Raw genomic sequence first — 12072 nt, forward strand, 5'->3', positions numbered from 1 at the left:
CCGCCGTTAGCCGGGACCGTCCCCAGGGCAGGGATGGACCGTCCGCCGGGGTGTCCCCGGGCGGCTGTTGCCGGGGGAGGGAGGTGCGGCGATGCGGCGAGCGGTCACGAGCGGAACTCCGCTGCCCGCACCCGGCGGCCCCGACCCCACCGCGCCCCCTGACCGCACCGCGCACGCCGACCCCGCCCCGCACGCCGACCCCGCCCAGCTCGCCGACGCGCGTCCCGCCCCGCACGCCGGTGCGCGTCCCGCCCCGCACGCCGACGAGGCGGCCGGCCAGCGGCTGCGCCACGCCCGGTACGCGCCCTGGCCCTACACCCGGCTCGACGTGGCCGCCGCGCGGGCCGCCGGCCGCCGGCCCCACCCGATACGCCAGTTCGTCCTCAAGACCCGCAGCCGCTGCAACCTCGCCTGCACCTACTGCTACGTCTACGAGATGGCAGACCAGGGCTGGCGCGACCAGCCGCCCGCCATGAACCCCGCCACCACCGCCCGCGCCGCCCAGCGGATCGCCGAGCACGCCGCCGCCCACGACCTGCCCCGGATCGACCTCGTCCTGCACGGCGGCGAACCGCTGCTCACCGCCCCCACCCAACTGGCCGCGCCCGTCGATGCCGTCCGGGCCGCCGTGGCCGCGGCGGCCCCGCGCACCCGGGTCACCGCCACCGTCCAGACCAACGGCACCCTGCTCACCCGCGGCCGCCTCGCGGCCCTGGCCGCCGCCGGGATCCGCGTCGGCGTCAGCCTCGACGGCGGGCTGCCCGTGCACAACACCCGCCGGGTGGACCACGCCGGACGGCCCGGCTTCGCGTCCGCCGCCCGCGGCCTGCGGCTGCTGGCCCGCCATCCGCAGAGCTACGCCGGGGTGCTCTGCGTCGTCGATCTCGACCACGACCCGGTGGAGACCTACGAGTCCCTGCTCGCCTTCGCCCCGCCCAGCATCGGGCTGCTCCTGCCGCTCGCGAACTGGAGCGATCCGCCCCCCGGCCACCAGCCGGGCCGGACCCCGTACGCGGACTGGCTTCTCGCCGTCTTCGAGCGCTGGTGGCACGACGGCGTACGGCGCACCCGGATCCGGCTCTTCGAGGAGATCATCGCCCTGCTGCTCGGCCTGCCCACCACCACCGAGACCCTCGGGCTCACGCCCGCCGCCACCGCCGTGATCGAGACCGACGGCTCCATCGAACAGGCCGACTCGCTGAAATCCGCGTACGAGGGGGCCGCCGCGACCGGGATGACCCTCGACACCCACAGCTTCGACCAGCTCCTCGACCACCCCGGACTCGCCGCCCGCCAGCTCGGCCGGGACGCGCTCGCCGCCCGGTGCCGCGCCTGTGAGCTGGTCGACGTGTGCGGCGGAGGGCACTACCCGCACCGCTACCGCGCCGGCGAGGGCTTCCGCCAGCCGTCCGTGTACTGCGCCGACCTCCAGCCCCTGATCCGGCACATCGCCGCCGCCGTCCAGCGGGCCGCGCAGACCGCCCGGCCCGCCGCCGAGGCCCCCGCACCCGTCGTCCCCGCCGCCGAAGCCCCCGCGACCGGAGCCCGCGCGACCGAAGCCCCCGCCGTCCACCCCCCGGCGGTCGCCTCATGACCGACGCCCTCACCACCTTCACCGTCTCCTCGCCCACCCTGCGCGCCCTCGCCTCCACCGAACCCTCCATGGAGGGCACCCGCCTGGTCCGCGACGTACGCCGCTCCAAGCGCCTGCTCCTGCTGCGCGCGGTCCTCGACGCCGCCCCCGGCGGCCGGTCCGGGGAGACCGCCGACCACTGGGCCCTGCTGGAGGAGGCCGAGCGCCGTGACGCGGCCACCGTGCGCGACGTGCTGCACTACCCGGCCACCGGGGTGTGGGCCGAGGAGACCCTGCGCCGGCTGCACGCCCCCTGCGGCCCCCCGCCCGACCTCGGACATCTCGGGGCCCTCGCCGTCGCGGCCGCCCTGCGCGCCGGGATCCCCTTCAGCCACACCCTGCGGCCCCTGCACGGCCGGCTCGTCCTGCCCACCCTCGGACTGCTGCGCCCGGACCGCCCCGGCCCGCTCGCCCTCTCCGAACGCTCCTGGGACCCCGACGACCCCGCCACCGTGCCCCTGCACGCCCTGCCCGGCGGCCGGACCGCCCTCGACGACCTCGACCCCTACCGGGCACCCGGACCCGCGCAGCCGACCCCGGTCCGCCCCGCCCGGCGGCTCACCCCCAAGGGTCACAAGCGGTGGGACACCCAGTGGTCCGGCGCGCTCACCCTGCTCCAGCGCTACGACACCATCCGCGCCGAGGAGACCGTCCAGCTGCTGCGCTCCGTCGTACCGCTGGCCGGCGGGTCCCGCTCCAGCGGTGCCACCCTCCCCGCGGCCGCAGGCTCCGTACTCGCCCGCGCCCAGGCCCCGCCCGCGCTCGCCGCGACCCTCGTCCACGAGGTCCAGCACGGCAAACTGACCGCACTCACCGACGTACTGACCCTGCACACCGCCGACCACACGCCCCGCCACTGGGCCCCCTGGCGCAGCGACCCCCGCCCCCTGGAGGGCCTGCTGCACGGCGCCTACGCCCACCTGGCCCTCGCCGGGTACTGGCAGCGCGCCGCCCTCTACGGGGCCCGCGGCGCCTGGGCCCAGCACGCCCGGATCCGCGCACAGGTGGCCGCCGTCCTGCCCACCCTGCGGGCGCACGAAGAACTGACCACGGCGGGACGGGAGTTCACCGACGCGATGGGGGTCGCCGAACGCGCCATGGACGACCTGCCGCCCCCCGGCGACCAGCACACCGCGGCCCGCCGCGCCGTCGACCGCGAACGCCGCGCATGGTGCGAGGCACACCCCGAACTCGCGCCGTTCGCACACGGCTGACGGACCGTCCGCTGCGGTACCTTTCAAGCCCGTCCACCGCCCGGATTCCAGGGAGACGGCCCGATGACCACCGGTAGTCGCCAGGACCGTGAACCGGCGGCGCAGCAGCCGCCCCAGCCGCAGCGATTCGTCATCAGCTTCGCGGGATTCAACCGCCCCTGGGCGGTGTGGATCGCGCACCGCCTGGAGGAGCACGGCCACCGCGTCGCCCTCCAGCGCTGGGACCCGCAGAACAGCCCCGGCATCGACCAGGCCCTCGACGACCTGGCCCGCTCCGGCAGCCGGGTCCTCCTCGTCCTCAGCGAACGCTACTTCTCCGCCGGCACCCACACCGACGAGCAGTGGAACACCGCCCTGCGCGCCGTCACCGACCGCCACCCCGACCGGTTCGCGGCGGTCTGCCTCACCGACGCCCCGCTGCCCAGCGCCGTCGCCGTACTGGAGAAGACCGACCTGTGGGGCCTGGACGCGTACGAGGCCGAGTACCGCGTGCTGCGCCGCCTGGAGCTGCCCACCGACCGGATCGGCACCGAGAGCGGCCGCCGCGGCCCCCGCTTCCCCAACGACCCGCCGGAGATCTGGGGCCGCGTCCCGCGCCGCAACCCGCGCTTCACCGGCCGCAACGACGTCATCGGCAACCTGCGCGAGGCGCTCACCGAAGCCCCGCCCGGCGCCTCCACCGTCACCCTCCTCGGGCTCTCCGGCGTCGGCAAGACCCAGGTCGCCACCGAGTACGCCTACCGCTTCGCCTCCGAGTACGACGTGGTGTGGTGGGTCCCCGCCGAGGACCGGCCCACCCTGCGCGAACGCCTCGCCGACCTGGCCCCCGCGCTCGGGCTGCCGCGCGGCGCGGGCAGCTACGGCGAGCAGATCCGGGCCGTCCTCGAAGCGCTGCGGCGCGGGAACCCGTACGGCCGCTGGCTGATGGTCTTCGACGGCTGCGACAACCCGGACGACCTGATCGACCTGTTGCCCTCCGGTGCGGGCGACGTGATCATCACCTCGCGCAACCGCGAGTGGGCCGCCCGGCACACCAGCCTCGTCGAAGTCCCGCTCTACGCCCGCCCCGAGTCGATCACCTTCATCCGCCGCCGGGCCCTGCGCCTGACCGCCGACGAGGCCGACCAGCTCGCCGAGGCCCTGGAGGACTACCCGCTCGCCCTCGACCAGACCGCCGGCTGGCTCGCCGACTCCCCGCTGCCGGTGGGCGACTACCTCGTCCTGCTCCAGCACCGGATGGACTCCCACGAGGCCGTCACGGTCTCCGAGGACTACCCCCTGCCCTTCCCCACCGCCCTCGCCATACTGCTCAACAACGTCCGGGAGAACTTCCCCGACGCCCTCGCCCTGCTCCGGCTGTTCGTCTTCTTCGCCCCCGGCCCGGTGCCTCTGCGGCTGCTGCGCGAATTCCCCGCCGACGACGTGCCCGAACAGCTCGCCGGGCTGATCAACGACCAGATCCGGTGGAACGCCGCCCTCAACAAACTCGTCCAGTTCTCCGTCGTCCGGCTGGAGTACTCCGACCTGGCCGTGGAGGAAGGCGGCGGCGGGCTGGAAACCGTACAGCTGCACCGCATGGTCCACGGCATCGTCCGCGAGGACCTCTCCGAGGCGGAGGCCGAGCCCCTGGCCCGCGCCGTACGCCAGGTCCTCGCCGCCGCCGACCCGGGCCGCCCCTCGGACGCCCGCCTGTGGCCCCGGTACGCCGAACTCATCCCGCACCTGGCCACCTCCGGCGTGCTCACCAGCAGCAACCCGCGCATCCAGAACTTCCTGCTGCACTGCCTGCGCTACCTGATCCTCGCCGGGGAGTACCGCACCTGCCTGCGCCTGTCCGAGGAGACCGACCTGATCTGGCGGGCCCTGCTGGGCGAGGACCACCCCAAGGTCCGCGAACTCAGCTACCAGTACGGCGAAGCCCTGCGCAACCTCGGCCTGTTCCGGCGCGCCGAGACCGTCACCCGCGCCCGCGCCGACCGGCTCGCCGGGGAACGCGGCGACCGCGACCTGGAAACCCTGCGCGCCACCAGCTCGTACGGCGGGGTCCTGCTGTGCATCGCCCGCTTCGAACCGGCCCGGGAGATCTTCGAGCACTGCCTGGCCACCTACCGCGAACTGCTCGGCGAGGACGACTCCACCACCCTCGCCGCCCAGAACAACCTGGCCGCCACCTACCGCCTGCTCGGCCGCTACCAGGACGCCTACGACCTCGACCTGGACACCCTGCGCCGCCGCGAACGGGTCCTGCGGACCCATCACATCTCCACCCTCTCCTCCGGGATCGCCTGCGCCATGGGGCTGCGGCTGATGGGCCGCTACCACGAGGCCCAGACCCGGCAGGAACAGGGCGTGAAGATCAACACGCAGGTGCTGGGCCTGGAACACCCCCAGACCCTGCGCGCCGAGCACAACCTCGGGATGTGCCTGCGCCGCTCCGGGGACATCCCCGGCGCGGGCCTGCGGCTGCGGACCGTGTGGGAACGGGCCACCCGGGTCTTCGGGGTCGACTACCCGTGGACCCTGATGGTCGCCTCCGACTACGCCACCTACCTCAGGGAGTACGGGGACATCGGCGAGGCCCGCCGGATCTCCGAGGACGTCGTCCGCGGCTACCAGTCCCAGCTCGGCCTCGCCCACCCGTACAGCATCGGCACGGTCGGCAACCTCGGCCTCGTCCTGCGGGCCCAGGGCGAACGCACGGCGGCCCTCTCCCTCGCCGAGCAGGCACTGGTGGGCATGCGCGGCGCCCTCGGCGACCGGCACCCCTGGACGCTGGGCTGCGCCCTGAACGCCACCGGGCACCGGAACATCACCGGGCGGCTGGAGGACGCGCTGGACCTGAGCCGGGAGACGCTGCGCGGGGCCGAGCGGGTCTTGGGCCCGGACCACCCGATGGCCCTGAGCGCCCAGATCGCCCTGGCGGCGGACCTCCGGTCGGTACGGGAGTACGAGGAGGCGGCGAAACACGAGGACGCGGGCATCAAGGGCCTCACCCGCACGCTCGGCCCACAACACGTCCACACGATCTCGGCGAAGCAACAGACGAGGCCGTACTGGGACTTCGAACCCCAGCCGTAGGGGGGTGCGGGGCGGTACGGAGCCACGCGCGCGGGGCCTTCACCCCCTCGGCCCCATCACCCCCCTCGGCGGCGGGGCGGGGCCGATCGCCTGCCGGGCGGGGTCGGGCGGCGGCGAGTTCCGGCCCGGCCGGGCTGTCCTGCGAGGCCGGGGCTTCGCCGAGCGGGAGCTGAGCAGACGGCATCAGGGATGTCCTGGGGGTTTCCCGTCAGTCCCATCGTCTCTCCGGTTCGGGCCGGTCCCTCAAGGGCGCTCGTTCCTCGCGTCACTGCGTGATGGCCTTCGGCCACCCTTGACCGACCGACCCGCCCCGGAAAGTCGAAGACTGCCGGGAAGCCCCCGAAGGAACGGGCCGGGGGACAAGAGACCACCGGGGCCGTCAGGGATGCCCGGGCAGGTGCCCAAGGGGGCGGATCCCCAGGCGAGGCCCATCCGCACCGGATCCCGGGTCCGGGGCGGCCGAAGCTCCGTCACGCGGCGGCGGACGAGCCGGCGGCGTGTCGGCAGGCCTGGACGCCTCAGATCGCTACGCGCTTCGGGGGGATCGGCGTCAGGCGCCCGTTCGTGGCTGGTCGTAGGTCGCACAGATCGCTACGCGCTCCGCGATGACGGCGGCGAACGGCCGTTTGTGGCTGGACGGGGTTGGTCATTCGGCTGACTCGACGTTGCCGAGTGCGGTGGTGAACTCGCGGCCGGACGCGACTCGGATGTAGGCCAGCTCCATCCAGTGTGGGTGGACGGAGTCCGAAACGTCCTCGTTGATCACGGCCATCAGCACTCCTTCGGTGCCGGACGCGACATCGCGTACACGGCGGCGCAGCAGGCGATGAGGGACGTATTCGTACCGTTCAGTCACCGGATGGCCCTTCGATTGAGGCAACGAAACGCTTCCACCCGACGAGTGCCCGGTCGAGCAGGTCAGCGCTGGGCTCGGCCGGTGAAGCCACTCGCATCGCGGGGGTGTCTGCGGTGTCGGATCCAAGCGCATCGCGTGCAGCCGACGCTTGGGCTGAGTCCTGACTCATGTGCGCCACTCCTCTGCAGGTGTTGAGCTCTATCACTCATGTATAGGAGTGATGTGTAGAAGAGTGCCTGACTCCTGTGTAGGAGTCAACCCGCTGCGAGGGAAACTCGCAGCGGGTTGTGTGGAGTTGAGCGTCAGTCAGTCGCCGGGATCCGGAACTCGAAGACGAATTGGTCAGCGGCCATCAGGGTGTCGCAGACCTCCACCACCCGACCATCCGTCGTTACGGCATCCCTCAGCAGGTGCACCACCGCAGCGCCAGGACTCAACGCCAGCTCGGACGCCTCGGCCTTGGCTGCCGGCCGCGCCTGCAACGTCTCCACGAATTCCGCGAAGACGTGCCCGTGGTCCTCCAGCCGGGCGTAGATGCCTCCGCCGCCAGGGTTCTCTGCGAAGAGTTCCGGGATGTCGCGCACCACGTCCCACGGCAGATACGACGTCGCCGTCTCGACGGGCGTGCCGTTGCGGAAGTACAAGCGACGGCGGGCGAGTACTTGGGTACCGACGTCCACGCCGAGCCGCTGAGCGATCCCGTCCGGAGCCTTCGCCGGCCCGATGTAGGTCACGCTGACCTTTGCCGTTGCGCCTGACTGTTCGGACTCGGCGAGGTAGGCGGCTCTGCCGCCTCGGCGAAGCGATCGGCGGAAGCGATCAGAAGACCGGTGGCGTACCGGCGGGCGGGCCTTCACGTACGAACCCTTGCCGTGCCGTGTGTCTACGAGACCGCTGGCTCGGACCTCCAACATGGCTTTGCGGATGGTCCCGCCTGAGACGCCGTAGCGCTCGACCATCTCGGCTTCACTCGGCACCTGATCGCCCGGCTTGAGGACGTCGGCGCGGATCTGCTGGACGATGTCCTCGGCGATCTGCAAATACCGAGGTACAGCCTTGCTACCTCCTACAGCTGTTCCCATGGTCCTTCTCTTCCTCCTATGCTCATGTACATGAGTAACAGCGCCCCGTCGACCCGGTCAATGCCGCGCCACTCCGTATCGGTGGCCGGTGTGGTGGTGCGGGACGACGGCCGGATGTTGGCGATCCTGCGCGCGGACAACGGGACGTGGGAGCTGCCGGGCGGGGTGCTGGAGCTGACGGAGGTTCCGGAGGACGGCGTGCGGCGCGAGGTCCTGGAGGAAACCGGAATACACGTCGAGGTGGGCGGACTCACCGGCGTGTACAAGAACACTGCCGCGGGCGTAGTGGCCTTGGTGTTCCGGTGCAAGCTCTCGGGCGGTGCGGAACGCGTCTCCGACGAGACCACGGCAGTTCAGTGGCTCACGCCCGAGGAAGTGTCTGAGCGGATGTCCGAGGTCTACGCGATCCGGCTGCTGGATGCCCTCGACGGTTCCGGGCCTCATGTGCGAAGCCATGACGGGTACCGGCTGCTCGCCTTGAGTTGAGGGATCCCCTCCTTGTGGGGGCATCGAGGTAACGGCTTGAGAGGGGGACCGACGGATGATCGAAGCGGAGCTCAAGGCGTTTGTGCACGCGCCGGAAGAGATGCTGCGCCGACTCGATGAGCGAGGCGTGGGCCGGGCCGAGGTGTATCAGGACACCTACTACGACACGGCGGAGGGGGCTTTGGAGGCCAGGGACGAAGAGCTTCGGGTCAGGACGGTGCGCGGGGCGGACGAGACACGCACGGTCCTCACGTACAAGGGTGCCCCGGTGGACGAAGAGTCCGGGTCGAAGCCGGAGCATGGGACGCGCGTGGAGGACGCCCAGGCTGTGCATGCCATGCTGCGCGGCCTGGGGTACGTGCCGGCCGTCGCGTTCGAGAAGAGGTGCAGGAACTACACCTTCGAGGCGCGGGGCCGGCAGATGCTCGCCACCTTGGTCCGGGTCCCCGAGCTCGACGGGACGTTCCTGGAGTTGGAGACGCTGGTTGAGGAGAAGGACGTAGCAGGGGCCCTTGATGATGTCCGCGAGGTTCTTGTCGAGCTGGGCATCGGCGCGGACGACCTGACGCGCGACCAGTACACCGCGGCGGTGCAGGCCCGTCGCAGCAGCGGAGGCTCCATGAGCGAGGGAGCGTCGAGTCTCCGGCGACGGTGATGAGGGAGAAGATCGCGTGACGGACATCCAGCAGGGGATCACCGAGGACCAGTGGCGTCGGGCCGAGCTGATCTGGGACTACCACCAGATGCGCCACGACCTGGTGCCTGTGGACGTCGCGATCGGGCTGGGTAGCCACGACCTCGGAGTTGCCGCTGCCTCTGCCGATCTCTACCGGGCCGGGCTGTTCCCGGTACTCGTGTTCACCGGAGGCAACAGCCCCACCACTCGGGCTCGCTTCCCCCGAGGGAGGCTGTCCACTTTCGCGAGCATGCTCTGGACCTCGGGGTTCCTGACTCCGCGATTCTCGTCGAGCCGAACGCCGCCAACACCGGCCAGAACATCACCCTCACTCGCAACCTCCTGGCCGCGAACGGCATCACGCCGAAGACCGTGCTGCTCATCTCCAAGCCCTATATGGAGAGGCGATCCTTCGCCACTGCGCGCAAGCTTTGGCCCGAGGTAGAGGTGCTCTGTGCCTCGGAGCCGCTTGAGCTGGACGACTACCTCAAGAGCATCGGTGACGAGAAGCTCGTCCTGGACATGCTCGTGGGTGACCTCCAGCGGGTGATCGAGTATCCGATGCTCGGGTTCGCCATCGCCCAGGACGTTCCGGAGGACGTGTACGACGCGTACGAGTCCCTCATGCGCGACGGGTTCACCAGCCGAGTCATCCGACCCTGATCCCTTGGACCAAGCGTCCGCCGCGGGGAACGGGTGCCCGTTCCTACTGCCTGACGATGTCCGGCAGTTCGGTGAGGGAATCGATCGACCAGTCTGCGGCGGCCCGGACCTCGGGGGTGTCCGCCCACCAGTGCCCCCAGGGGCCACGCCGGATGTGGGCGGTGCGCAGGCCTGCGGCTCGCGCCGGGTGGATGTCGTTGGCCGGGTGGTCGCCCACGTACAGGGTTTCGTCGGCGGGGCTGCCGGACACCGCCAGCACCTGTTCGAAGAAGGCGCGCGCCGGCTTGGACACGCGCCACTCGCCCGACGTGACGACGAGGTCTGCGGGAAGGTCCAGCGCGCGCAGCAGATCACCGGCGCGGGGGCTCTGATTGCCCGCGACGATCACCCGTACCCCAGCGGCTCGGAGTGCTGTCAGGGCCGGACGGACGTCCTCGTAGAGGTCGCTCTCGTCGAGCCGCTCGCCGCGTCCCGCCGCGTCCCGGGCGGCGTATTCGGCGGCGATGTCGATGCCCGGGCGCAGGAGGCGGATCGCGTCCGCGTTGTCCCGGCCGTCCACGACCACGGCACCCACCAGCGCGGAGAGGGTGTGCCTGGGCACGCCGAGCCAGTCCGCCCATGCGGCCCAGTAGCGATCGTCTCGGGTGAGGGTCTCACCGATGTCCAGAACGACGGTCTGAATCATTCCGCCAGCGTACGGGTGGAGGGGTTGTTCCCGTCGGGTGGACGGGAACAACCCTCAGGGGTTGCGGGCCCGGGATCCCGGTGAGGGACCCACCTGGGCGGGGCCGGCGCCCCCGGCTATTTGTTACTTGAGTTGGATGCTGGCTCCGAATATGTTGCCGACCTCCGCGCATTCCTTGACGTCATCGCGGCTGAAGTAAGGGGTGCTGGCGGTGCCGCTCAGTCCCTTCGCGGTCGCAGTGCAGTACCACTTGCGCGGCCCCTTGTAGGCCACCTTCCAAACCTCGCTCTTTCCTGCCGCCATGTTTCCGGAGCATTGCGTTGCGATGTCCGTGTGGACGCAGATGTTCGCGATGGTCGCCGAGAAATTGCTGAGGCGGAAGGCCGCGACCGGTGCCGCCTGACTCGCCGGTGCGGTCACGATCATCCCAGCTCCGACGGCTGTCACCAGTCCAGCGACCGTAGCCAGCCGGGTGCTCCTCTTGACGGTTCGGGACATGGTGCCTCCAGTTGTAGTAATTCTGTGCTGCAATATAGGAATTGATCGGCCCGTGCGTGGTGACAGGTGAATCGGTGGAGCTCTGGCGAATCGTCGCATCGATGCGTCAATGCCCCGGGTGACCGCGCTCGATTTCGGACACCGCCTCATGCGATTCGCATTCTGCGATCGCTCCGATATGCCCGTTGTAATGGCGGCGGCAAAGCCTTCAATCTTCTGGCGCTCGGCTCGTCCCGGCCGGAGTTTTCGGACGTGGAAACGGGGTCGGGATTCAGTGCGCTACGCGGAGTCAGGCCCTGACTCGCCGCGGCCGTTGTCTTGATCTTGGTGGTTCGTGGTCGGTCGTCAGACCTCGCACCGGTGCTGTTCGGCCTGCCGGGCGAGCTCGCCGCGCTCCCGGCGGGCCGCGTCCGCCTCCTCGCGCACCTTGTCGAGACGCTCCTCCAGCTGTGCGACCCGCTCGCGGTAGCGCTCCAGCTCAGCCCGTACGAACTCCACATCGGCCACCTGCTGCGCGGTCTCCTGGCGGATCTTCTCCGTCTCCTCCGCGAACCGGTGCTTGCCCACGTCCAGTTGGGCGATGGCCAGGTCCGCGGCCTCCTCCGCCAGCGCGGTGCGCCGTTCGGCGTCCAGGGTCCGCTGGGCCGCGGCCTTGGTCACGGTGCGGATGCGCTCCTCGGCGGCGGCCGAGTCCGTGATGATGGCCAGTTCCTCGATGTAGCCCGGCAGGTCCGTGGACAGCTGGGAGATGAGCGCCACAAGGTCGTCGCGAGCGCCTGATGCGTCCTTGCCCTCTGGCGCGGCTTCCATGGCGGTCCACATGGCGGCTTCCGTCGTCCGGTCCACGGGGGCGTCGGCCGCCTTCGCGGCCTTCTTGGCTTCGGCCGCCTGGCGCTTCTCGTCCTTGCGCTGCTGCCGCTTCGCCCGGAACGTGCGGAACGCCGACAGTGCGTTGTGGTCCGGGTGGGCGCAGTACCGGGGCTCGGGGTTGCCGGGCGTCGGCGCCTCGGGGTGGTTGGCGCACTCGGGGTAGGCGCAGAGGGGAAGCGTCTCGACCGTCATTGTTCCGCCTTCTCATGATATTTCGGGTTCGTCGGGGTCGAACCGGCAGCGGGCGCGGATCGCGCCGGCCGGTCGCACTCGGGGAGGTACGAACACGCTAGAGGCAGAAGGGGAGTTGTGGGCGTTTCCGGAGGGGGCG

Annotated in this window: 10 protein-coding genes and 1 pseudogene; 6 read left to right on the forward strand and 5 right to left on the reverse strand. The window is 71.2% G+C overall.

The features are described from left to right. Positions 1-91: 91 nt before the first annotated feature. From ACZ4YL_RS06650 to fxsT, 3 genes are all read left to right on the forward strand, one after another. On the forward strand, positions 92-1594 hold the full coding sequence (locus tag ACZ4YL_RS06650; RefSeq protein WP_468114254.1) for an FxsB family cyclophane-forming radical SAM/SPASM peptide maturase: 1503 nt from the start codon (positions 92-94) through the stop codon (positions 1592-1594). After that, entirely contained in the window at positions 1591-2847 is a 1257-nt protein-coding gene (locus tag ACZ4YL_RS06655) for an HEXXH motif domain-containing protein (protein WP_468114255.1), read from the forward strand. The genes ACZ4YL_RS06650 and ACZ4YL_RS06655 overlap by 4 nt, the downstream gene beginning before the upstream one ends. Before the next feature lie 63 nt (positions 2848-2910). Continuing rightward, complete coding sequence (gene fxsT, locus ACZ4YL_RS06660) at positions 2911-5925, forward strand: FxSxx-COOH system tetratricopeptide repeat protein (protein WP_468114257.1); 3015 nt, start codon at positions 2911-2913, stop codon at positions 5923-5925. A gap of 646 nt (positions 5926-6571) precedes the next feature. Here the strand turns inward: fxsT and ACZ4YL_RS06665 are convergent. Together ACZ4YL_RS06665 and ACZ4YL_RS06670 are read right to left on the reverse strand one after the other, a co-directional pair. Continuing rightward, a complete protein-coding gene (locus ACZ4YL_RS06665) occupies positions 6572-6781 on the reverse strand; it encodes a hypothetical protein (RefSeq protein ID WP_468114258.1) in 210 nt (69 codons plus the stop codon). A 302-nt stretch (positions 6782-7083) separates the two neighbouring features. Then, complete coding sequence (locus ACZ4YL_RS06670; RefSeq protein ID WP_468114260.1) at positions 7084-7863, reverse strand: GntR family transcriptional regulator; 780 nt, start codon at positions 7861-7863, stop codon at positions 7084-7086. A gap of 18 nt (positions 7864-7881) precedes the next feature. On the opposite strand from ACZ4YL_RS06670, the gene ACZ4YL_RS06675 reads away from it, so the two are divergent. The 3 genes and pseudogenes from ACZ4YL_RS06675 to ACZ4YL_RS06685 all read left to right on the forward strand — a co-directional run. After that, entirely contained in the window at positions 7882-8349 is a 468-nt protein-coding gene (locus ACZ4YL_RS06675; RefSeq protein WP_468114262.1) for an NUDIX hydrolase, read from the forward strand. A 55-nt stretch (positions 8350-8404) separates the two neighbouring features. Then, positions 8405-9004 (forward strand): class IV adenylate cyclase, encoded by a 600-nt coding sequence (cyaB, locus tag ACZ4YL_RS06680; protein ID WP_468114264.1) that lies wholly within the window; start codon positions 8405-8407, stop codon positions 9002-9004. A 237-nt stretch (positions 9005-9241) separates the two neighbouring features. After that, positions 9242-9688, forward strand: a pseudogene (locus tag ACZ4YL_RS06685) (YdcF family protein); the annotation flags it as partial. Positions 9689-9731: 43 nt separating this feature from the next. Here ACZ4YL_RS06685 and ACZ4YL_RS06690 read toward each other — a convergent pair. The 3 genes from ACZ4YL_RS06690 to ACZ4YL_RS06700 all read right to left on the reverse strand — a co-directional run bounded on the left by ACZ4YL_RS06690 (position 9732) and on the right by ACZ4YL_RS06700 (position 11933). Next, complete coding sequence (locus ACZ4YL_RS06690; protein ID WP_468114266.1) at positions 9732-10373, reverse strand: HAD family hydrolase; 642 nt, start codon at positions 10371-10373, stop codon at positions 9732-9734. Positions 10374-10496: 123 nt separating this feature from the next. Continuing rightward, a complete protein-coding gene (locus ACZ4YL_RS06695; RefSeq protein WP_468114268.1) occupies positions 10497-10799 on the reverse strand; it encodes a hypothetical protein in 303 nt (100 codons plus the stop codon). 417 nt (positions 10800-11216) lie between these two features. Beyond that, entirely contained in the window at positions 11217-11933 is a 717-nt protein-coding gene (locus ACZ4YL_RS06700; protein WP_468114270.1) for a hypothetical protein, read from the reverse strand. Between the last annotated feature and the right edge of the window lie 139 nt (positions 11934-12072).

The organism is Streptomyces sp. NPDC030021 (assembly GCF_055574035.1).